This window comes from Flavobacterium collinsii, from assembly GCF_902804485.1.
In the GTDB taxonomy this organism is placed as follows: Bacteria; Bacteroidota; Bacteroidia; order Flavobacteriales; family Flavobacteriaceae; genus Flavobacterium; species Flavobacterium collinsii.
In genome coordinates this window covers 135857-162070 of sequence record NZ_CADCST010000085.1, presented here as the reverse complement: position 1 = coordinate 162070, position 26214 = coordinate 135857, and the positions used below count along the sequence as shown (strand labels likewise).

11 protein-coding genes are annotated in these 26214 nt (G+C 38.4%); all 11 read left to right on the top strand.

The annotated features are described in order from the left end of the window. Window positions 1–38: 38 nt before the first annotated feature. Window positions 39–2822 (top strand): chondroitinase family polysaccharide lyase, encoded by a 2784-nt coding sequence (locus tag FLA105534_RS12520; protein ID WP_173966458.1) that lies wholly within the window; start codon window positions 39–41, stop codon window positions 2820–2822. A gap of 39 nt (window positions 2823–2861) precedes the next feature. Then, entirely contained in the window at window positions 2862–4844 is a 1983-nt protein-coding gene (hepC, locus tag FLA105534_RS12515; protein WP_173966457.1) for a heparin-sulfate lyase HepC, read from the top strand. Window positions 4845–5956: 1112 nt separating this feature from the next. After that, complete coding sequence (locus FLA105534_RS12510; protein ID WP_173966456.1) at window positions 5957–9109, top strand: SusC/RagA family TonB-linked outer membrane protein; 3153 nt, start codon at window positions 5957–5959, stop codon at window positions 9107–9109. Between the two features lie 17 nt (window positions 9110–9126). Then, entirely contained in the window at window positions 9127–11013 is a 1887-nt protein-coding gene (locus FLA105534_RS12505) for a RagB/SusD family nutrient uptake outer membrane protein (protein ID WP_173966455.1), read from the top strand. A gap of 216 nt (window positions 11014–11229) precedes the next feature. Beyond that, entirely contained in the window at window positions 11230–12195 is a 966-nt protein-coding gene (locus FLA105534_RS12500; protein ID WP_173966454.1) for an ROK family protein, read from the top strand. Beyond that, a complete protein-coding gene (locus FLA105534_RS12495; RefSeq protein WP_173966453.1) occupies window positions 12182–13426 on the top strand; it encodes an MFS transporter in 1245 nt (414 codons plus the stop codon). Before FLA105534_RS12500 ends, FLA105534_RS12495 begins: the two co-directional genes overlap by 14 nt. A 172-nt stretch (window positions 13427–13598) precedes the next feature. Then, window positions 13599–14978: a sulfatase family protein gene (locus tag FLA105534_RS12490; RefSeq protein ID WP_246253235.1), complete on the top strand. Its 1380-nt coding sequence runs from the start codon at window positions 13599–13601 to the stop codon at window positions 14976–14978. A 36-nt stretch (window positions 14979–15014) separates the two neighbouring features. Further along, the gene (locus tag FLA105534_RS12485; protein ID WP_173966452.1) at window positions 15015–17684 is read left to right on the top strand and encodes a DUF4962 domain-containing protein; all 2670 of its coding nucleotides are present in this window, start codon (window positions 15015–15017) and stop codon (window positions 17682–17684) included. Then, window positions 17684–20371, top strand: a complete 2688-nt coding sequence (locus FLA105534_RS12480; RefSeq protein WP_246253234.1) for a DUF4962 domain-containing protein — start codon at window positions 17684–17686, stop codon at window positions 20369–20371. The genes FLA105534_RS12485 and FLA105534_RS12480 overlap by 1 nt, the downstream gene beginning before the upstream one ends. A 267-nt stretch (window positions 20372–20638) precedes the next feature. Continuing rightward, window positions 20639–24682, top strand: a complete 4044-nt coding sequence (locus tag FLA105534_RS12475; protein ID WP_173966451.1) for a hybrid sensor histidine kinase/response regulator transcription factor — start codon at window positions 20639–20641, stop codon at window positions 24680–24682. A gap of 259 nt (window positions 24683–24941) precedes the next feature. Next, window positions 24942–26072, top strand: coding sequence for a DUF4861 family protein (locus tag FLA105534_RS12470; RefSeq protein WP_246253233.1), 1131 nt, complete (start codon window positions 24942–24944; stop codon window positions 26070–26072). The last annotated feature ends 142 nt before the right edge of the window (window positions 26073–26214 follow it).

The following is a 26214-nucleotide window of genomic DNA, read 5'->3' as shown; positions in this document are numbered from 1 at the left end:
ATAAATTACTAACCACTAATCTATTAATAACCAATCTTATGCACAAAAAAGTACTTTTATCCATCGGGCTAATCGCCTTATTTTTTAACTTCTCGTACGCCCAGCTGAATGTTGTAAACGAGATCGCCGTCAAATATCGAAACTGGCTCACAGGGGAGAATCTCGATTACTCTAAAACAGAGGTCAACGAAAGATACAGCCGTTTTCTAAGCAATGGCATAGCCGCCAAAAACCTCTCGGCATATAACTTTGCTAATCCTGGCCCGGCATGGAATTTTACGATTAGTGCCGATCAGACAGCCTATCAGGTTTTGGTGGAACAAAAGCTAATCCGCTTAGTCTTTTTGTATCAGTTAAAAGGGTCGGCCAGCAGTCCTAATCCTGATTACCACAGCACTGCATTACGAGATTCAATTTTGGCACTTTTCAATTATATGAAAGCAAAAGGCATCAGCAGCACTACTGATTTTGCTTATCTCTCTATTCCCGCCACCGAAGAAGTCATTACCAGCGGTCACGGGATATGTTTGCGCTCCTCAGGATATGCAACTTCCGTTTTTTTGATGAAAGACGAATTGGTCGCTGCCGGAGAATTTACACATCATTTGGGGGCACTTAAAACCTTAACCGCTTTTATTTCCCCGGACTATCCGAATTTCAATTTTACTAATCCCGGTTTCAATTCTGACGTTATCCGTTCTTCCATTCAGCAACGATTTTGTTATGTACTCGCTCAGGACGATGCTTCAGGCACAAAAGTGACCGACATGGATTTCCTGAAACGATTTATCGATAACGCACTCAAAATAAGCAACGGCTGGAACGATTGTATTAAACCTGATTTTATTACTTATCATCACCGAGGTGCTTACTCGAACTCTTACGGAGTAGAAGCGCTGCAGCAATCTTCGATTATGAATATGATGCTGAAAAATACTTCTTATGAATTAAATACCGAAGCACAAAGCAATCTCAAAAATGCCATTTTAACCTACAGTAAATTCAGTAAAGGTTTTGAAATTCCTTTAGGTCTAGCCGGACGATTTCCTACCAACACTGACGCACTAAACGATTTGAGACCTGCCCTGGCTTTTTTATATGTAGCCGATCCTGTGGCAAATCTGGAAGCGGGAAGAGAATTTGTCAGACTCTGGGGACTCTCTGCAACTGCCAACATCGCATTACTGAGACAAAACGCCTTATCGATAACACTGGTTCACACGCCTGGCAGTTTAATGGATTTACTACAAACTTTAAATGCGGGAATTAGTCCGCTTCCTGAAATAACTCAAGGGCAATTTAATTTTCCTTTTGCCGGTTTGAGCGTTCACAAATACAACGGTTATCAGGCAAGCATCAAAGGAACAAGTAAGCACATCTGGCATTTCGAAGACTCGGCCACAGAGAACGTTTTTGGAAGATATACCTCCGCAGGCGCTATGGATTTACTGACCACCGGAGTTCCAGTGACCCGAATCTCAAACGGTTATTCCGAAAATGGCTGGGATTGGTCACATCTTCCGGGAACAACGGTTGCTTATCTTCCATTAAACATCCTTGAAACGGGTAATATGAGAGAGATGAACGGAAAATCATTTCTGGCAGTAGGCTCTTTAGATCATAATGGTGTTTTTGGTATGGATTACAAAGATTATAATTCGGCTACCGGAATGACGGCTTTGAAGTCTAACTTTTTCTTTAAAAATATGATTCTCTGCCTGGGTTCTAATATCAGAGATACTAACGGAACCTACCCTATTCATACTACTCTGTTTCAAACAGCACTTGCCAATACAACAACAGCAACTTATGTAAACGGTACGCCCACTACAGGCAATACTTATACACTTACCCAAACAGGAGCTTTTTGGGCGACAGATGCCGTGGGCAATGGGTATGTTGTTCCGGGCAATTCAAGTAATACCGATGCGATCACCATTAACCGATTGGAGCAAAACTCCCGCAACAACAGCAATACCGCTAATACTTCCGGTAATTTTATCACAGCCTTTATCAATCATGGTGCTGCGCCGGTTTCGGCTAAATTTCAATACGCGGTTGTACTACAGGGCGGACAGACCGCTACACAACAACTCGCTGCTAATTTTGCTTCCTACTTTAAAATTTACCATCAAAACAGTCAGGCACATATTGTGCAATACCTCCCGGACGGCATATTTGGTTATGTCATTTTTACTCCGAATATTGTATTTACTTATGATGCAGTGGTAAGTGTAAACAAACCGGCTGCTGTGATGACTCAAAAAACAGACAATGGGAACAAATTGAAAGTTAGCCTTACCAATCCAAATTTAGGGCTTTTGGCTTCCAATGAAACCTACACCTGGAGCCAGATTAGCAGCCAGAACTCCATTTTAAACAGAGTAGCACAAACAGATCCTGTAAAATTAACTCTTGCCGGCCAGTGGGAATTGGCCACACCAGCTTCAAATATAACCACCACTATCAATGGTGCTAATACAGAAGTTACTTTTGCTACCATTAACGGACTTACAATTCAAACCGAACTCGTGAAATCATCCACATTGGGCATCCATGATCCGGCGGGGCAAGCTTCTAGAGATTTAACCGTAATTGTTGCTCCCAACCCTTCCCAATCCGATTTTAAAATCAATGTTATAACTGAGCCCGGACAGACTATTTTTGTAAATGTGTTCGACACTTTAGGAAAACGTGTCAACACCCTAAAATCAAACTATGGACAAACTATTGTCGTAGGCAGTGACTGGAGTCCCGGAATATACTTTGCCGAAATACGTCAGGGTAAACAAAAGAAAACTGTTAAATTAATAAAACGATAAGCGCTCAACTAAATTTAAAAAAACAATAACTACATACTAATGAAAAACCTAAAAAAAACGATAACTATATTGCTGCTATTTACCACCGCTTATTTTACCCATGCACAGGAAAAACAGTTGACTAAAGAAAGTTTTGATGTTGTCAACCTTCACTATCCCGGTTTGGAGAATGTAAATCAGCTTTTTAATTCCGGTAAATATGATGAAGCTGCCAGAGCATTGCTCAATTATTACCGCGAGCGAAGAAACATTAAAAACCCTGATTTTAATGTGGGCGATGAAACCCGATTTAGAGGAAAAGATATCGGAAAAGCCAATCAGTTAAAAGCCGATAATGCTTTATTGCATCAATTCCAACCTCACAAAGGCTATGGCTATTTTGATTACGGAACAGATATTAACTGGGATTACTGGCCGGTAAAAGACAATGAAGTGCGCTGGCAGCTGCATCGTGTAACCTGGTGGCAGCCCATGGGAATGGCATACAGAAGCAGTGGAGATGAGAAATATGCCAAAGAATGGGTCTTTCAATTTCGCGATTGGGAGAAAAAAAACCCTTTAGGGCGTTCGAAAGAAAATGATCGATTTGCCTGGCGTCCGTTAGAAGTCTCAGAGCGCATACAGAGTCTTCCGGGAACCTTCAATTTATTTGTAGTTTCTCCAAATTTTACACCGGCCTTCTTAATGGAATTCCTAAACAGCTTCTCCAAACAAACTGCCTATATTCCTAAAAATTACAGTAAAGAAGGCAACCACTTGTTATTTGAAGCACAGCGTATACTAAGTGCAGGAGCTTTTTTTCCTGAACTCAAACTTGCAGAAGAATGGCGCAAAAGTGGTATCGAAATATTAAATCGCGAAATAAAATTACAGGTACTTCCTGACGGTGTACAATGGGAACTTTCACCCATTTATCATGTTGCCTGTATCGAGATCTTTTTAAAAGCTTACAACTCGGCTAAAATGGCGGGTGTCGCAAAAGAATTTCCTGAAACCTACAGCAAAACTATCGAGAAAATGATTGTCGCAACGGCCAATATCTCCTTTCCGGATTACAGTACGCCTATGTTTGGTGATTCGTGGACTTTTGATAAAAATGGCAGAATAAAACAATTTCTAAGCTGGTCAAAGATTTTTCCGGAAAACGCATTCTTCAAGTATTTGGGAACAGCTGGTGCCGAAGGACAGTTACCTAATTATAAATCTCATGCCTTATCAGATGGAGGTTTCTATACTTTTAGAAACGGATGGAATGATAAATCAACGGTCATGATTGTTAAGGCGGGGCCTCCAGCAGAATTCCACGCACAACCGGACAACGGTACATTTGAACTATGGGTAAACGGGCGCAATTTTACTCCAGATACAGGCTGCTACATTTATAGTGGCGATGTTGAGGTAACCAAAATGAGAAACTGGTATCGTCAAACCAAAGTACACAGCACATTGACTCTTGACAATCAGAATATGGTCATTACCAAAGCCAAAGAAAACAAATGGAGTACCTCTAAAGATTTAGACCTGTTAACTTATACCAATCCAAGTTATACCGACTTAGACCACCAGCGTACGGTTCTTTTTATAGATGAGAAATACTTTTTAATTCTTGACAAAGCAATTGGAAAAGCTACCGGAAACTTAGGTGTTCATTTTCAATTAAAAGAAGACAGCAAACCCGTTTTCAATAAGACAAACAATAGCGTTACGACCACTTACGAGGATGGTAACAATCTTTTGATACAATCCCTGAATACCGATAAAGTGACATTAAATGAAGAAGATGGCAAAGTTTCTTATCAGTATGCTAAAGAAATCACACGCCCCGCTTTTGTTTTCGAAAAGCCGAAAACCAATGCTGCAATACAAAATTTTATTACGGTAGTTTATCCGTATGATGGAAATAAAGCGCCGGAGATTAGTATTAAGATGAATAAAGCTAATGATTTCGAAAAAGGAATCCTTGATGTGAGTTTACAAATTAATGGCAAAAAAAGTGAAGTAAAAGCAAATCTGAATGACTAAGGAAATGTAATTTTTCTTGAGAATCGTATACTTTGTAAAGGCGTCTAAATTTAGACGCCTTTTTTTGCGATCACCGGATAATTCCTTCCGAATACCTTTATTTATGGAATCTTCCTTATTATTTCATCCAATATAATGCACCACCCCGATGGGGTTCTTAATGTGGTGGATACCGTTTTTTCTACAAATATGAAGTCCCTATGGGACTTTATGTTTATTTATTATGCAACGGATTAATATCCGTTGCTACAATGTTATTCGTTCCTTCCAAACTATTAAAAAAGAGCCTTTGGCTCGGTCAATTTTGCAGGGATGGATTTTAATCCATTTAACAAAAATTTCGCCCCCGACATTTGAATTCCGTAGGAACGACCCATATAAAAAAAACAATCCGCGCGTTTCTTTTCGGTATTATTGTAAACATATTGTTCCATCTATCCTAAAAAAAATAAAACCCCACAACACTTTTATCAGTTTTATCTGAAAAAGAGAAAACAAATTGCTTTCCTTTCCTCCTATATTCTGTAAAAATTACATCGTTTTCGTTAACCTCCTATGACATTTAATTTAACTTTTGCCCAACACAAATTATTTCAGAACAGCTCAATAAAAACAGCGCTCTCCTACCGAAAACAGAATCTCAAAAATACCACAAAACCTTGATTATACACGGATTTTAAAGAATTTTAAAAGCCTAATTAATCAAAATCAATAGCAATTTGGACATTTTCAAAACTGTCATCTATAGTCGATTTATATATTTGTTTTTATTAAATCAAAAAAAAACATGACCAATTCCAAAAAAATGAACCAGCAGCTACAAAATCTATTTTTAATTGTCAGGCGGAAAATTCCTCTGCGAATTTCACCAGTTAATAAATTGTTATAATTTTCGCTAATTAAAACAAAAAAGCGATTGGTTAAACAATAGTCCCAAACGGCAGTCGATCTCAAACTTATTACAACAGTAATTCGGAATTTGGGTCAAGCTATAATTAAGAAGATAAATGATTCAGAAGAGTAACTTCTAATTATGCAGCAAGACCAGATATCAACTTATATAACATCAATTTAGGAAGTAAGGTTACCCTTATTCCGGTTTAAAAAAAATTATGAAAAGGACACTATTTTTATTTTTGCTGCTTACCACCTGCAAAGTGATGTATGGGCAGGATATTATTACCGTAAAAGGTGTGGTAACCGATACTCAGAATATGCCTCTGCCAGGAGCAACTGTTTCTGAAAAAGGAACCAAAAATGCCACTGTTACTGCTATGGACGGTGATTATCAAATTAAGGTAAAATCAAATGCTGTTTTAGTATTTTCGTTCATAGGAACTAAATCTAAAGAAGAAGCTGTTAAAAACAGAACACTTATCAATACTAAATTACTCGATGACGCCAATAATCTGGATGAGGTAGTCGTAGTAGGTTACGGAACCAAAACACGAAAAAATCTTACTGGTGCAATATCCTCAGTAAAAGGAACCGAAATAGCAAAAATTCCGGTACAAGATGTTGCACAAGCAATGCAAGGTCGTATTGCCGGATTGCAGATCACGATGCCAGACGGAACTCCCGGGGCACAACCTACCTTACGAATTAGAGGAGGTACTTCGATCACGCAGAGCAATGAACCCTTATATGTAGTGGATGGAGTTGCACAAACTGGCGGTCTTGCCTTTTTAGACCCAATGGATATCGAATCTATCGATGTATTAAAGGATGCCTCCTCTACTTCAATTTATGGTGCACAAGGTGCCAATGGAGTAATTTTAGTAACTACGAAAAAATCTCCGGGCGGGAAACTAAAATTAAGCTATGATACCTATGCAGGAATAAAAACTATTGCAAAAACATTACCGGTATTGAATCCGTACCAATACACACAACTTGTTTATGAAAGCGCCACAGACGATACCAGAATGCAAAAATATCTAAGCACTTTTGGTACCTATGAGGAAATGGAAGGGCTTTACAAAAACAGACCAGGTATTAACTGGCAGGATGAAGTTTTTGGAAATACTGTTGTCAATCAATATCATAAAATAGGGATTAGCGGTGGTGAAAATGATACCAAATACAATGCTTTTTACTCCGTGAACAACGATCAGGGTATAATGTTAGGCAGTGAATCGGTAAAAAACATTGCAAAATTGCAGGTAACACAAGCCATAAGCAAAAGATTTACAGTTAATGCTATTGTCAATTATTCCAATCAAAAAATTACAGGATTGTCTACAGGTGATGGCGGAAATGCCCGATTAAGTATGCTGCAAACGCTATTACAGTATCGCCCTACGATTGGAAAAAATGGTACGGATGATGACCTTAAATATTTGCTGGTAGATCCGTTAGACAATCAAGCTTCGCCAGCCTTACAAAGTCCGCTTATTACGATTGAGAGCCAAAAAAGAGAAGCAGTAAACCGTTCTCTAAACATGAACTTGCAACTGTCCTATTACCTTACCCCTAAACTCGTTTACAGTGGATTAATCAGTTATACAGACAACAGCAATAAGAGCAAGTATTTTAATGGTGCCGATGGAATTCAGGCCATTAGATCCGGCGGGGCAAATGGAGGTATTACACATAATCTTTCAACTCGTTTAAATTACAACAACGTATTAACTTACAATAATACATTCAGTAAAAAACATAAACTTAGTGTTACTGCCGGTCAGGAGTATATTTATAATTATTCAGAAGGAATTACAGCGGCAGCATCAGCATTTCCTGATGTAAATTTAGGGTGGGACAAATTACAGCTGGGAACAATTGCAGCAATCCCAACTTCATTTGCTGAAGACGATAAACTATTATCCTTTTTCGGGAAAACCGATTACTCCTTCAAAAGCAGATACTTACTATCTGCCAGTATTCGTGCAGATGGTTCTTCTAAATTCGGAACTGAAAATCAATGGGGAGTTTTCCCTTCGGTTTCTGCCGCCTGGAGAGTTATTGAAGAAGATTTCATGAAAAACATTCCTGCATTTTCTGATTTAAAATTCCGTTTAAGTTATGGAGAAGCCGGAAATAACAGAATTGCAAATTATGCTGCTTTAGGTATTTTCAATTCAGGATCATATCCTTTAAATAATCAGGTAAATATCACCGCTTTTCAAAGTAATCTTCCAAACCCGTATTTGAAATGGGAATCTACTAAATCGACCAATATAGGTTTGGATTTAGGATTCTTTAAGCAACGTATTTCTCTTACTACAGAGCTGTATGAAAATCGCTCTAAAGATTTACTTTACAACACCCGGGTTCCTGCAAGTTCCGGATTTAAAAAACAATTCCAGAACATTGGCGCAACTTCAAACCGTGGTATAGAGTTTACCCTGAATACTATTAATGTTAAAAGCAACAATTTTAGCTGGAATACAACTTTTAATATTGCCTTTAACAAAACAAAAGTGCTAAGTTTAAGTGAAGGTGAAACCTCACTGATTACAAATAGTTATACCGATAAAAATGACTATATCCTAAAAGTGGGGCAGCCTGTTGGAGTAATGTATGGTTATATTAATGATGGTTTGTATCAGGTAAATGATTTTGATTACAACGCAACGGCCGGCACTTATGCTTTAAAAGCTGGTGTTGTAAGTGATAATCTTGCCGTACAGCCTGGTTTCATTAAATTTAAAGACATCAGCGGTCCAAATGGCACACCAGACGGTGTTATCAATGATCTTGACAGAACTGCCATAGGAGATGCGAATCCAAAATATACAGGAGGTTTAAACAATACTTTCAGCTACAAAGGGATTGACTTAAGTGTCTTTTTAGATTTTACAGTGGGCAACGATATTTATAATGCCAATGTACTTAACAATTCCAGACTTAATTTAGACAATCTAAATACACTTGCTATCTACGCCGACAGATGGACGACTATTAATGCTGCTGGACAACGTGTAACTGATCCTAATGAATTGGCTGCTTTAAATGTTGGTAAAACAAACCCTGCTTTTAACGGTAATACTACAGGCCGTTTGTACAGCAGTATTATTGAGGACGGTTCCTTTTTAAGAATCAACAATGTAAGTTTAGGTTATACACTGCCTAAAGCATGGTTGAAAAAATCGCACATCTCAAACCTGAGAATTTATTTTACCGCTTATAATTTATATGTATTTACCAAATATTCAGGATATGACCCGGAAGTGAGTGTACTCAATAATGCTATAACCAGAGGAGTAGACTTTAGTGCTTATCCAAGAAGCAAATCCTTTATTACCGGTTTAAATATATCATTATAATTTAAAGATTAGAAAAAATGAAAAACAAAATATTTTCCTCTGGAGCAATTATAGCAGCGAGTGTATCTTTTCTTTTACTGCCGCTTAATTCCTGTGAAAAAGAATTAGAGGTAACGCCTTATTCTTATTTTACAACAGCTAATTTCTTTAAAACTTCAAACGAAGCCAATATGGCGGTACTGGGAGTTTATGAAGCGATGTCGTCTTTTGACAGCTATGGCTGGAATATCCCTATACTTTTTGATACTGACACAGACATTCAGCAAATCAACGGTTTAAGTGCCGATGATTGGCGTATGATACCGCATTATCAAGGTATTTCGCAGACAAACGTTTTTTATGCAGTTTGGAGTAAATTGTATGAAGGTATCGACAGAGCCAATGTTGCCATTGAAAGAATCCCTAAAATGACTTTGTACACTGAAGGAACACAAAACCAGAAAGATGAATTAAATAAATTTATTGGTGAAGCTAAATTTTTGCGCGGCTTTTACTATTCAGAGTTAGTTCGTTTATGGGGCGATGTTCCCTTTAAAACAAAAAGCTCACAAGCTGGTGATGATTTAAAAGGTGCTCTGGTAGACCGAAAAGAAATCTACACTCAGATTATCAAGGACATGCAGGAAGCTGCCCTTTTATTGCCGGAGCAAATCCCTACAGACGAACGTGTCAACAAATGGGCTGCCAAAGCCATGCTGGCCAGAGTTGCCATGTTTGCCGGCGGATACTCCTTAGGTGCTGACGGAACTATGAGTCGACCTGCCAACTATAAAGACTATTATAAACTGGCACAACAACAAATCAATGAAGTATTAGCACAAAATCAGTATAAGTTAAATCCGTCTTATGCAAAGGTATTTAAAAACCAGTGTCAGCATATTTTAGAACCTACTGAAAACATTTTTCAAGTTGCCTTTTACAATCCTGCGGGATATAGAGAAAACTCCTCTAACATTGGTAATTTTAATGGTGTAACAACTGCAAATGGATTTTACTCTCCAACCAATTCAAGATGTGTTGTTCCAAAACCCTTTTATAATGGATTTAATGCCGCTGACCAGAGAAGAGATTTCTCGATTGCCATGTATACCCTTAATGCACTTGGAAATAAAGTCCCGCTTTTAACAACAAGACAAGACGAAAGCTGGACAGTTGGAAAATGGAGCCGTGAATTTCAAACCAATTCAGTTCAGGAAAAAGCATACAGCCACATTAACCATGTTATTATGCGCTACTCTGATCTGCTACTAATGTGTGCCGAAGTGGAAAACGAGCTAAATGATGGGCCAAATGCTATTGCCTACGATGCTATTAATCAGGTCCGAAGAAGAGGTTTTGGTGCCGATATTCAAGGAAGCCGTATTGCTATTGACTTAAAAACAAAAGGTAGCGGATATAGCTCTGCTCCAAATGTACTAATCCAAATTACAGGCGGTGGCGGTTCTGATGCTTCTGCGGCTGTTGTAACGCTGGCAAGCGGAGCAATCGGTACGATTGCAATGCTGCGTACCGGAGACGGCTATACTTCTGTGCCGAATGTAACCATTACAACTGTCGACGGAAAAGGTTCCGGTGCAACGGCTACAGCCCGAATTTTACCAAAACCAACAACTGATGAGATAAACTTACCAAAAGGTCTTGATAAAAATAGTTTTCTCAAAGCTGTACAGCAAGAAAGAGCCTGGGAACTTTCTTTTGAAGGAATGAGAAGAGCCGATCTGATTAGATGGGGAATTTTAGGAGATAAAATAACAGAGACCGCTAATGCGGTGAAACTTATTCGCTCCAATTATTTCTATCCTTCCGTAGGAAACTTTGTAACAGGAAAACATGAACTCTATCCTTATCCTCAAAATGAAACCGATGTAAATAAAAATATTACACGACAAAACCCTAAATATTAAACCGTTAAATATTTACAATTCATTACACGAGAAGGAATTCATATTCCCTTCGTAAAAAAACTTTTTAAAACATTAATGCAGGACCTCGTTCTGCATTAATTGTTTCGTCTGAATTGAAAACCTCATTTTTGATTTCATGTTACTTAAAACGTTGCGTGCAAATTTATCCTTAGATGTTAAAACAAACGCTTTAAGAGGGTAATTAAAATTACAATTATGATAAACTTATATAATGCCGAACTGCCATCATCTTATGCAGTTGGAATCGATGTTGGCGGTACTTCACTTAAATGCGGTCTTGTCGATAAAAAAGGAAAAATTTTACACTCTTTTTTAGTTCCCATACAAAATGCCGGAACACAGGAAGAAATTATACAGCTAATTGCAGACGCAATCAGGCAATGCACCTTGCAAGTAAAAAAAACAATTACTGGTGTAGGCATTGGTTTTCCGGGTCTTGTCGAAAATGGTGTAATCATTGGCGGTGCAGATAATTTACCCGGTTTCCAAAAACTACCATTGGCCAATATTTTAAAAGAACTAACCGGTCATCCTATCGTTATAGATAACGACGCCAACTTAATGGGACTTGGGGAGCTAACCTATGGTGCCGCAAAAGATTGTACCGATGCCGTTTTCCTAACCGTAGGTACAGGTATAGGCGGAGCGATTATGATCAATAAAAAACTTTACGGCGGCTTCAACAATCGCGGAGGTGAACTTGGACATATCATAATACAGCAAAATGGTCTGGCCTGCAATTGCGGCGGACGTGGCTGTCTGGAAGCTTATGCATCTGTTAGTGCTTTAATTGAAGATTATACATCTAAAAATAAACTTTCTTCCAAAGAAATTGATGGCCGATATATTATCGAAAAATATCGTATTGGAGAAGAACATGCCGTTTGTGCCATGGAACGTCATTTTGATTATTTAGCTGCAGGCATCGCTAGTTTTATAAACATCTGCAGTCCGCAAAAAGTAATTATAGGCGGAGGAATCAGTGAAGCGGGCACCTTTTATATCGATGAATTAAGACAACGAGTAAAATCCTTATCAATTCCGGCTGCCTCGGTTCACACACAGATTGTTTCGGCCGAATTAGGAAATAACGCAGGTATGTTGGGCTGCAGTGCAAATGTATTTCAGAAACTTAAAATACAGCATTATGAAACGAAATAATTTTCTTGTGGTAATGATTCTCATAATTTGGTTCGTAATCTCTTTTGTAACCAACATTTTAGGTCCATTAATGCCTATAATTATCCAAACGTACAAACTGAGCCTGACAATGGCTGCTTTTTTACCATTCTCGTTCTTTTTGGCTTACGGAATTATGTCGATTCCGGCCGGAATACTAATAGAAAAAATGGGAGAAAAAAAGGCAATGCTGCTTGCTTTTTCTTTAAACCTGGCAGGTTCACTGGCCTTTGCTATACATCCTCTTTATAGCACTGCATTAAGCTCTTTATTTGTAATTGGATTAGGCATGGCTATGTTGCAGGTTATTATTAACCCGCTAATGCGCACAGCAGGTGGCGAAGAGAACTTTGCTTTTTACTCCGTTATGGCACAGCTAACATTTGGATTAGCTTCTTTTATCAGTCCGTTTGTCTTTACCTCTCTCTTGCATCAAAACACTGCTTTTCTGACTTTTATCTCTGACAATCTTGTTCAAAATGATCTCAACTGGACGATCTTATACTGGTTGTTTACTTTGATTTTTATAATAATTCTTTTGGTAATCGCACCGCTGAAAATACCAATTGTAAAACGCAATGATGATGAAAAAACCGGAACTTTTCAAGTATATATAGATTTACTAAAGAAACGAGAAATCTGGCTTTTCTTTTTAGGAATTATCGCTTATGTAGGCACCGAGCAATCATTGGCTAACTGGATGTCTGAATTTTTAAGAAGCTATCATCGGGTTGATCCTGCTACCGGAGGTGCAAGTGCTGTTGCTTGGTTTTGGGGAGCCATGACTTTTGGTTGTTTGCTTGGACTTGCTGTTTTAAAACTATGGGATTCTAAAATAGTTTTAAAAACAGCCAGTATTTTCTCCATGATAGTCTTAATTGCCGCATTGTATGGCAATACAAAACTGGCCGTTGCGGCATTTATCACTTTAGGTTTTACCATTTCAGTTATGTTTTCAATTGTATTTTCGCTGGCACTAAATTCTACCCATAAGCATCATGGTTCATTTTCCGGAATTCTGTGTTCCGGTATTTTTGGCGGTGCACTGGTGCCTCTTATTATTGGTACTCTTGGTGATTGTATCGGACTGCGTTATGCCATGTCTTTTCTTTTTGTAACGCTGGGTTATATTTTATTTCTAGCGTACCGTGCAAAACCTATCATTACTAATAAAACGACCCTACTGAAAAATATTTTCAAAAGCGGAATATAAAACTAAAGTGCAAAGTCATTGTAAAATACCTTGTAGCCCTTGATTTTAATTAAAATTAATATCATTTTGTACAAAATCAAAACGATCATAAACCAAGGATACCTAAATTCGTTTTATCCTTCCGTGGATTTTAAATCATACAAAAAACAGCTATTAAATAAACCAGAGCATTATGATATTTAAAAAAACAATAGTACTGTTATCTATGGCAGCCTGGGTCACTGCTTCATCTGTGAGCAGGGCTCAAACCAGCGATCGTCCTAATATTTTAATTATAATGACCGATCAGCAAACTGCCGATGCGATGAGTATTGCAGGAAACAAAGATCTCCATACCCCAGCAATGGACAAACTCGCTCAAAACGGAGTCCGTTTTACCAAAGCCTATTGCGCTCAGCCTTTATGTTCCCCTTCGCGCACGGCCATCATGAGCGGGAAAATGCCTTTTGAAACCGGCTTTGTGGGCAACGCTCCTGAAAAAGACGGTCAATGGCCGGACGATTTACTAATGATGGGGAAAATTTTCCAAAACGGAGGATACAAAACCGGTTATGTAGGCAAATGGCACCTTCCGGTTCCCACTGCCAAAAAAAGCCAGCATGGTTTTGAATATATCGAAAACACCAATTTTCAGGATTACAACGATGCGGCGACACCTTCCTTTTGTGCCCGCTTCATTAAAGAAAACAAAAACACTCCTTTTCTCTTAGTTGCTTCTTTTTTAAATCCGCATGACATTTGCGAATGGGCCAGAGACGAAGATTTAAAAATGGATGTATTAGAAAAAGCACCTCCGCCAGCTCAGTGTCCGCCCTTACCCGCCAACTGGAAAATCCCGGATTATGAACCTAAAATTGTCCGCGAGCAGCAAAAAGTCAGTTTCAGAACCTATCCTACTGTAAACTGGAGTGCAGATCAATGGCGTCAGTACCGTTGGGCCTACAATCGTTTAGTTGAAAAAGTAGACGGTTACATTGAAATGGTACTCGCCTCTTTGAAAAAATACAACATCGAAAAAAACACGATTATCATTTTTACGGCAGATCATGGCGACGGATATGCCGGCCACAGTTGGAATCAGAAACAAATACTTTACGAAGAATCTGCTAAAATACCTTTTATCATTTCGAAAATAGGCGAATGGAAACCCCGTACCGATGATCTTCTGGTTTGTAACGGTATCGACATTATCCCAACCATTTGCGGCTTCACCGGAGTACCAAAACCAGCCTATTTAAAAGGAATTGACATCAGTAAAAAAATAGTCAATCCAACCCAAATCCTAAGGGATACTCTGGTTATCGAAACCGATTTTGCCGATAACGAAGAGCTCTTAAATATTAGCGGACGCGCTGTAATTTCTAAAGATTTTAAGTATATCGTTTACAATAAAGGCGATTTAAAAGAACAACTATTCAATCTAACCAATGATCCAGGAGAAATTACAAATCTAGCCGTTAATTCAGCTTATAAAAAACAGCTGAATGAAATGCGTCGTTATTTAAAACAATGGTGTAAAGAAAACGGAGATACTTTTCAATCTGGGTTGTAAACCAAAAACAAGATTATGTTGCATAAAAAAACATTTATGTTATTACTTTTTGTAATCACATTTCAAATATATGGTCAACAGCCAGCGACCATTAAATTAACAGCCGAAACACTGCATGGCCGATTTAGAGAATGGCCTTATCCTGCGAATGGAGTAACTATCAATACAAATGCACCTGCTTTGCTTTGGCCGGGAACAAATGGCGAGAAAAAAATTATGCTGCAAGGAGATATTGGAGACGATTTTACGATCGATCCAAAAATTCACCATGTGGTTTATAAAGTAATGCTGGCTTCTGATCCTGATTTTAAACAAAACTTAATCAGTAGCGAAGAGCAGGAATGGGCTATGTATCCGCTTCATCAGCCTTTAAAATCTGGTAAATGGTATTGGAAATATGCTTATCGCGAAAAAAGCGCACAAAACTGGGTTTGGTCACCTGCATACAACTTTGTTGTTAGTCCAGCAGCTGTAAACAATCCCGTTTCACCATCAGCTGCTACGGTTTTACAGCGTGTAAACGGACAGCATCCGAGGCTTTGGAATATGAACAAAATAGGGAACGATTTTTACTTAAAAAACCTATCTAATCCTGAAGCTAAAAAATTTATCGCTTACGCTGAAAAATTAATGCTGGAGCCGCTTCCCGAAGAAAAACCAAGACGTTACATCGATACAACTGGCAAATCTAAACTTCAGAAAAAAATCAATATTGAGGCCATGTATCACGGCTTTGGAGATATGGTGGGTAATCCTGTACGTAACCTTTGTATTGCGTATCAGTTAACCAAAGACAAAAGATTCATTTTGGATGCCAAACGCAGAGCCTTCAATATTGCCAACATGAATCCCGACGGTTTAGCAACCCGTGATGATTTTACAGGAGGAGCAATACTAGAAGCTGTTGCATGGTTTTATGATGCTGGTTTTGAATTTCTAACCTCTGACGAAAAAACATTTTTAAAATCTGTTATCAAATTACGCGGCGAGCGAATTTATCGTCATCTTCCAAATCGCTTCGAAATCAACATAAACGACAATCACATTTGGCAGATTACATTACGAAATCTGGCAATAGGCGCCGTAGCAACCGTTGACGAAGTGCCCGAAGCCAATAAATGGCTGACTTATATTTATGAAGTCTGGTCTGCCCGATTCCCTATTTTAAGTAATAATGACGGCGGATGGCATGAAGGCAGTGGCTATTTTAAAGTAAACTTTAGATCGTTTATTTATTTATCTCAATTATTAGGCGATTTGAGCGGTGTAGATTATTTTCAACTTCCCTGGATGCAAAACCTTCCCTATTTTCTGCTATACACACATCCATCTGCTGCATCATGTATGGCTATGGGCGACATGTGGGAAAAAGAACCTAATATTTCTAAAATAGACGCTTCGTTTGCTGATGCTCTTACGTATAGAATAAACAACCCTTTTCTTAATACTTATGTCGCGGCAATTAAAAAAGATTATCCTAACTACTTTACAGGAACAGATGATTTATTGCTTTATCGATTAATAAACTATAAATCAGAACGAAATCTCCCTGAATCGTCATTTAATGAACTTCCGAAATCACGTTGGTTTAAAGACGTAGGCATCGCTGCCATGCATGAAAATTTATCTGATACTTCTAAAAATTTAAGCAGTTATTTCTTTAGCTGTCCAATAGGTTCTTCTGGTCACGGTCATGCTTCACAGAATGCATTTACTATTAACTATAAAGGCAAAACAATTTTTGGAAGCACCGGCTATTACAGTAATTTTAGTGATCGTCACAACCTACTAGACTATCGCACTTCAAGAGCCTATTCAACTATTTTAGCAGATAGTTTGGGACAAAAAATTGGTGAAGACGGCTATGGCTGGACTCCTCGTTTTATCACAGGAAAACACCTTCAATATGTGTTGGGTGACGCTACAAAAGCTTACGGTCCTATCACTAATGAATTTTGGCTGGATCGTTTTCAAAAAATTAATGTCGTACCAAATGAAGCAAATGGATACGGACAACGAAATATTACACTTTATCGCAGACATTATTTGCAATTAGAAGAAGGTTATGTTGTGATTTACGACGAGCTGGAAGCTGAGAACCCGGTAAAATGGACTACCCAATTCCAGGTGCCTTATTACACAATCGAATCAAAAGAAACAGCCAACAGTAGACAGCAGAGTTTTACAGTAAAAACAGATGTAGGTTTAGTCAATACAAGTGTTTTTGCCCATAATGAACTTAAAATGCAGGTGCATGATAAATTTGCCGAAGCTGCCGTAAACTGGAACAAAGTCACTGGATCAGATGGAAAAATTTTCGAATATAAAAATCAGTGGCATGCCGGAATAACTTCTGTATCCAGTAAAAAAATGCGCTTTCTGACCATCATACAAATCGATGGCAAATCTAGAGATGTTATAAAATCTGCTGTATTCGAGAATGGAAACATTCAGCTGAATTTTGGCAATTGGCAACTGTCTGCACAATTAAATAGTGATGAAGCCCCGATGCTGGACATTAAAAATGAAAAATTAAATTCGGCTTTTAATTATGGTGCTTCTTCCATTAAATTAGGAAAGAAAACGTATGAGCATCAAACCAGCGGAAGCTCAATGCTAGTTGAGATAACCAATACTAAACCAACACGACAAGAAGTAATCGACGAGTTACCGGATGTTGCAAAATATGATTTAAAAAATAAGTAATGATTACTATGATAAAAAAAATAAGTTTTTCAATCTTACTGATTCTAAGTGGCAAATTATTTGCGCAACAACCTGCCGAAATTAAGCTCACTGCCGAAAAATTACATTCAAGAGTACGTGAATGGCCTTATCCTGTAAACGGAATTACGGTACCCACCAATGCTCCGGCCCTGCTCTGGCCAGGAACCAATGGAAAAAAAATGGTAACACCAATGGAAAGCGGAAGTGATATTCCCGAAGATCCAAATATTGGTAACGTCCGCTACAAAGTGATGCTGGCAAGCGATGAAAACTTCACTAAAAACCAATTTACCAGTGCCGAACAACGTTGGGCGGTTTATCCGTTGCATCAGGCTCTAAAAGCCGGAAGATGGTATTGGAAATACGGTTATGCCTTAAAAGGGAGCAATGAATGGAGCTGGTCTCCTGCTTACGATTTTGTGATCGATCCCAAATATGCTGCACAAAAAGTATCTCCTCCCATTAACGAAGTCCTTAAAAGAAATGAAGGAGCTCACCCTCTTTTATGGGATATGAACCGCATTGGCGAGACTTTTTACCGCAACAATCTGGACAATCCTGAAGCTAAAAAATTTATTGCTTTCGCAGAAAAATTAATGCTGGCCCCTCTTCCAACAGAAAAACCGCAAAGAGTAATTGATACTACGGGCAAAAATCCGTTGGAAAAGAAAATTATTGTAGAAAGAATGTATCACGGATTTGGGGATGCTGTTGGAAATCCGGTTCGTAATTTATGTATCGCCTATCAGCTCACCAAAGACAAACGTTTCATTTTAGATGCCAAACGCAGAGCCTTAAACCTTGCCAACATGAACCCTGACGGCTTAGCAACAGGTGACGATTTCACAAGTGGTGCCGTACTGGAAGCCCTGGGCTGGTTTTACGATACCGGTTATGATTTTTTAACGCCGCAGGAAAAAGAAATCTTTAAAAACATTATTACGCTCAGAGCCAAAAGAGTTTACGATCATTTACCAAATCGTTTTGAGCTGCATGTGAGCGACAATCACGTTTGGCAAATCACATTGCGCAACCTTGCCATAGCGACAGTAGCAGTAATAAACGATGTACCCGAAGCCAAAGAATGGCTCACCTATATGTACGAAGTCTGGTCGGCACGTTTTCCGGTATTGGGCACTACCGATGGTGGATGGCATGAAGGAAACGGTTATTTCAGAGTGAACTTTAAATCGATTATTTACCTGTCTCAAATGTTTGGTGACTTTAGCGGTGTTGATTATTTTAAATTACCGTGGATGCAAAATCTTCCCTACTACATGCTATACACACATCCAAACGGTGCGGCAAGCACTGCTATTGGCGACATGTGGGAAAACATTCCGTACATTGTAAAAGGTGAAGCCTGGTTTGCCGATGCTTTGACTTATCGAATGAATAATCCGTATCTAAACTGGTATGTTGACGAAATAAAAAGAGATTATCCGGCCTACTATCACGGCACCGATGATTTTTTATTCTTCAGGTTACTGAATTACAAACCAAATAGAGACTTACCTGCAACCTCTCCCGAAAAACTGCCTAAAACACGCAAATTTGCCGATGTGGGCGTTGTAGCCATGCACGAAGATCTGGCAAAAGCCAATAAAACTCTCAGCAGTTATTTATTCAGCAGCCCGTTTGGTTCTTCGGGACACGGTCACGCTTCGCAAAATGCTTTTACAATTAATTATAAAGGAAAAGTGCTCTTTGGCGGAACAGGATATTACAGTAATTTCAGCGACAAACACAATCTTTTACATTACAGATCCTCCAAAGCTTATAACACGATTTTAGCCGACAGTCTGAATCAAAAAATTGGAGAAGAAGGTTACGGATGGATTCCGAGAGCTATCTCAGGACAACACATCCAGTACGCTCTAGGAGATGCCAGCAATGCTTATGGCGACATTAAAAGTGATTTCTGGCTCAACAGGTTTAAACAAATTAATGTAGTACCCGGCAAAGCAAATGGTTACGGAGAATCCGGTGTAACCCTGTACCGCAGACATATGCTACAGCTAGAAGGCGGCTATATTGTTTTGTATGACGAACTGGAAGCCAAAAATCCTGTAAAATGGACCACTCAGTTTCATTGTCCGTACTATACCATTGAAGGACAAAATTCAGCGAATGCCAAACAGCAAAATTTCACAGTACAAACCGATTTAGGAAATGTAAACGCCAGTATTTTTGCAAACAGTCCACTAAAAATGACGGTACACAATAAATTTTACGAAGCGGCTGTCAACTGGAATAAAGTAACCAATGACGAAGGTGAAATCAAAGACTTTAAAAACCAATGGCATGCGGGAGTCACTTCTGAAGCCAAACAAAAATTCAGATACCTGACCATTATACAAGTAAAAGACGGCAAAACTGAAGTCATTAAAACAGGATCAGACAACAACGGTTTATCCCATTTTCAGGTTGGGGACTGGGACATTCAGGTACAATTAGACGGCGAAAAAACAGCTGCCTTACAAGTTGTCGGAAAAACTGTGAAATCATTATTTAGCTACGGAAGTTTACCCATTAAATTTGAAGGTAAAACATTTTCACCTAAAATTGAAGGAAGTTCTGTATTGCTGGAAATGAAAGGTACTAAAGTAGACAAACAGGAAGCTGTTGATGAATTACCGGATGTAGCCAAATACGACAAGAATTAAAAACAGAAAGGATGTTTGCTTTTTCTTTAAATTTAGGGTTAAATTACCAATAAACTATTAAACACAAAGGGCCATGCGAAAAAATGCTATTTTCTAAAAACACTCTGATTTCGAGTTTAAAAATCTATGTTTCTATGTGTTTATTTTTTTTCATGCAGATTCAACAGATTTAGAAGATTTTTTGATTCCTTTAACCAATGACTTTTATTTCAAACCAAAGATTTAAATAAAAGAAAATAAACACAAACAATTAAAATTGAAACTTTCATGAAGAAAACGATTGCCATAGCTGTGCTTTTCTATTTTATACTTTTTGCCGCTAAAAGTCAGGCTCAGGTACAGGATCGATACTTCCGTACGATTTCGGTTGATAAAGGCCTCTCACAAAGTTCTGTTTTTGCCATAGCACAGGATACGTTGGGTTTTATCTGGATTGGTACTCAGGACGGATTAAATCGTTATGACAGTAAAGGTTTTAAAGTTTATCGTCCTTTAAAAAATGCTAAAAATAGTTTACAGTCCTATTTCATCCGAAGTTTGTTTACCGATCATAAAGGGCAATTATGGATAGGCGGCAATCAGGGTTTAAGTGTTTATAATTATGATACAGACAACTTTACAAATTACCCGTTCCCAAAAAGTTTAGGTGAATGGTATATTTCATCTATTACAGAAGACAGCGAACATCGCATTTGGGCTTCCTCAATTACAGGAGAAATTTTTGTTCTTTCGCCAAAAGATGGAAAAATTACAACTATTAAATTCAAAGCCTCTTCCCACGAAATAAAAGAGATTGCTTATATCGGTTTTTGGCAGGAGCAGCTCATTTTAGGTACAGATGTGGGCCTTTTTCAATTAAATCCCAAAACACATGAGCTAAAAAAACTGAATTTAGGATTTAACAAACCTTACGTCAATAGTGTTTTTATAGATGGTAAGAACTTATGGGTTGCAACAGAAGGTTACGGAGTGATTTTGTATAAGGGTCAAAACCGGCAGACTTCTACTCTTCTGCACAGCTCATCATCAAACAGTATAGCGGATAATAACATTCGTTGCGTGGGCAAGGATACAGAAGGCAATATTTGGTTTGGTACTTTTAGAGGTCTTTCCATTTACAATCCAGCTGCAAATTCTTTTAAAAATTATTACCATCAAATTTCACAACCGTACACAATAGCACAAAATTCGGTGCGCTGTTTTTTGAAGGACAAGCAAAACGGAATCTGGCTCGGAACCTACTATGGCGGTATCAATTACTATCATAAAAATGATATAAAATTTAATATTTTAAGCCAAAACTCTGCAAAACCATCCTTAAACGATGAGGTTATTGGAGTAATCAAACAAGATTCTAAAGGAAATTTCTGGATAGGTACTAATGACAAAGGAATAAACTTATGGAACAAAAATGCCAACACCATTAGCTATTTTTCGAATAGCGAAAACAACCCAAACAGTTTAAGTTCGAACAATATCAAAGCCATTGCTTTTGATGATAATGGCAATGTACTTATTGGCACCCATAACGGAGGAATGAACTATCTTAATCCAAAATCGGGAACAGCACAGCGATTTCTTCATGATGAAAAAAATCCTAACAGTATTGCAGGAAATTTAGTCTACGCACTGCTTAAAGATTCTAAAGGCCGAATTTGGGTCGGCACAAGAACCGGTTTAGATCAGTTTCATCCCGAAACAAAAACTTTTACTCATATTCATCTGGACAAAGCGGGAAAGCGTTTAACATCAGACGCCATTACTTTTCTGTTTGAAGACAGTAAAAACCGAATCTGGATTGGAACTACTAACGGCGTGACACTCTTTTATCCGGACACCAATTTATTTGGCGCTATTGGCCACGGAAAATTAAGCGACGACATTGTCAACTGTATCACCGAAGATCCCAAACGCAGGATCTGGGTTGGTACCCGCGAAGGATTGCGTTTGTATGATGAAACTCAGGAATCTTTCAAAACCATTAAAGCCCGAAAAGATTTCGTTAAAGAAACCATTTACGGTATTATTCCGGACGATGAAGGAAGTTTATGGATTTCAACCAACAACGGATTAATCAAATTTAATCCGGACAATGGTTTCGTACAGACTTTTGACGAAAGTGACGGTTTACAAAACAAGCAGTTCAACGATTATGCCTTTTGCAAAGCCAAAGACGGTATGCTGCTTTTTGGCGGAATTAAGGGGCTCACCTATTTCTATCCGGCCATGGTAAAACAGCAGGCACTTCCGTTAAAATTAAGTTTTACCGCTTTAGAAGTATTAAATAAAACCGTTGCTGCCGGTGATGATACCGACATACTCGAAGAACATATTGACCAGAGCAACGAATTAGAAATTGGCCCTGAATACAAACAATTCAGTATCTTTTTTAATACGTTTAATTACATTTCTTCTAATCGAACTTATTATTACTACAAGTTGGAAGGAATCGATAAAGACTGGCAGCGAACAGACGAATTAAAAGTAAGCTATAGCAACCTGCCCGCAGGAAAATACAATTTCCAAATCAAAGCCATTGGACCCAACGGAGAAATGAGTGCGGTTCGAAACTTAAAAATCGCCATTCTTCCGCCCTGGTACAAAACCATCTGGTTTTCACTGTTGTTACTAACCATCATTGGTACTGCGGCTTATATTGGTTTTAAAATTATAAAAGAAAGAATAAAAGCCGTGCAGCAATTAAAACTGGAACGAATCGATAAAGAACGCGTAAACTACATCAATCAGGTAAAAATGGATTTCTTTACCAATGTTTCTCATGAATTAAGAACACCCTTAACCTTGATTTTAGCGCCTCTGGAAGAACTTTTAAAAATGCCGTTTGCCGATAAGATTTCCAAAAAGAAACATGAATTAATGTTTATCAATGCCAAAAGACTCTATAATTTGGTCGATCAGCTTTTTGAGTTTAGAAAAACCGAAATGGGTACCCGACAATTAAAAGTAGGCAAAGGCAATATAGTGAGCTTCACACAAGAGATTTTTGAATCGTTTAAACCGCTTTCCGAGAAAAACAGCATTCATTATACGTATCATTCCGAAGAACCGCAATTGTCGTTTTATTTTGATAAAGATGCAATGGAGAAAATCCTGTTCAATCTTTTATCCAATGCCTTTAAATATACTAAGACAGGACAAAGTATTGCGGTAATGTTATCGAAGAAAAATGATACGGTACAAATAAAAGTCACTGACACGGGGGTCGGAATTAGTGCGGAAGATTTATCGAAGGTTTTCGACCGTTTCTATCAGGTAAACAACCGCGAAATGAATTTGGGTTCCGGTGTTGGTTTGGCCTTTACCAAACGCCTGGTCGAATTGCATCATGGTGAAATTACAGCCGAAAGTAAAATGCAGGAAGGAAGCAGTTTTACCGTAACCATTCCGATTTCAGATGCCACCTACAAAAACGATCAGCACGTTGAAGCGTCCGCTTATGACTTGTCTATACTGTCGGATAATGACCTTGAAAATGAAGATTCTTTACTGCCTGAAGAAAATGAGATAATCGAAAGTAATCAACCCATTAAACTTCTAATTGTAGACGACAACAAGGAAATTTTAGATTATTTACACGACTATTTTAGTAAAATATACGACGTTACCGTGGCCTACAACGGGCAAATGGCGCTGGAACTTCTGGAACTTCAGCCTTTTGACCTGATCATCAGTGATGTCATGATGCCCGAGCTGGATGGTCTTCATTTTTGCAAACGCGTCAAACAAAACATCAATACATCGCACATTCCATTGATGCTTTTAACAGCAAGAACCGAAACCAGCCAACAATTAAAAGGGCTCGAGATGGGTGCCGACGATTATATTACAAAACCCTTTTCGACACCTTTACTGGCAGCGAAAATCACCAATCTGTTGCGCTCACGCAAAAGACTAAAAGAATATTACTCTGTTGGAAAAGAAATGGTTCCTGAAAATATTGCTTTTAATACGCTCGACGAGGAATTCTTAAAACAGGCCATTCGTATTGTCGAAGACCATTTAGCGAACTCTGAGTTTTCGGTGGATCAGTTTAGTAAAGAAATCGGAATGAGCCGATCGAATCTATATTTAAAACTAAAAGCCATTACCGGAGAATCTGCTATGGATTTTATAAAACGAATCCGATTTAAAAAAGCTGTTGAGCTGATGCAGAGCAAACGCTACACCATTGCGCAAATTACATACATGTGTGGCTTCAACTCCCCTTCTTATTTTTCTACCGCCTTTAAACAGCACTATGGCTGTATGCCGAGCGAGTATTTAGCCAAAATCGATCCTACACCAGAATAATTACAACAACACAAACGACTTTACCATGCCAAACGAAAAAAACAGTCGCACTAAAACCTGATCGCATTGCGTTAGATATCAGCTAAAATAAGGCCTTAAAAAAGGCTCAGCTCATTCCCGAATTTCAGTTTTGAAAATCATAATCCTATCCAGATGAAACATTCATTCTGGAACAGGAAGGCCCAAACTATGCCTTAATCGAACTGTTTTCTCGAGAAAAGCCAACCCAGAACAATGTTTAAAAATTAAAATACCCTTTATGAAAATAATGAAACGCCTCCTTGTACTGACTTTCGTTTTGCCTGTTACTATAATCGCACAAACAAAAGCAACGGCAATCCTTCACAATAGTTCAGCCTTAGATCGCAAAGAAACAGTTATAGCCATCCCTTGGAAATCGGTACTTTCCTCCTATCCGCAAATAGACACGGCCAATTTTGTCGTATTGAATACTCTCACCAAAAAACAAATTCCGTATCAGTTAGAACATCGCGGCAAAACTGCCATTCAAAATTTATTGGTACAAGTTGATCTAAAAGCAAAAGCATCTCTGAATCTTTCCATTCAAAAAGGAAAACCGGAACCTTTTGCTGTCAAAACATATGCCCGTTACGTCCCGGAACGTTTGGATGATTTTGCCTGGGAAAATGATAAAATTGCTTTCCGTGCCTACGGAAAGGCCCTTGAAAAAACAGAAGGAGATGCTTACGGTTATGATGTATGGGTGAAACGAACCGATAAATTAGTCCTAAACGATCGTTACAAACGCAACGACTATCACATCGACCATGGTGACGGATTAGACTATTATCACGTGGGACACACTTTAGGAGCAGGAAATATGGCACCTTATATAAAAGATACCATCCGATATTCGGGCAATTACCACCAATGGAAAATATTGGATAAAGGGCCTTTACGCACCACATTTCAGCTAACCTTTGATGCTTGGAATGCAGGCGGCATAAAAGTCAAAGCCACAAAAATCATTTCTATAGATGCCGGTTCACAACTCAACCGAATTGAGAATATTTATACGTTTGATGATAAAAATCCACTACCTGTCGTTGTCGGGATTATAAGACGGGAAAAAGCAGGTGTTCTTTCTTTAAACGAACAGCAAGGCGTAATGGGATATTGGGAACCTGCTTTTGACAAAGAAGGTACCACCGGAGTTGGTTCCATCTTAACAACTCCGGCAAATGCAATGTGGGTAAACAAAGAACAATTACTCACCCAAACCACTGTAAGAAATAATGAACCTCTTGTCTACTACACAGGAGCTGCCTGGGACAAGGCCGGGAAAATCACTTCGGCCAAACAATGGTTCAATTACCTCGACCATTTTAATGAAGAGCTGAAAAATCCTTTAACGGTCAGTGTAAAATAACAGTAAAACAACTTTGTGCCTATTTTTTTAACACACAGAAACATAGTTTACATCACGTATCAAAAACGTTTCACTCGAAATAAAACACAAAGAACTATGAGAAAGAAATGAGTTTCTCTCTAGTATTCTTTTAGTTCCAAAA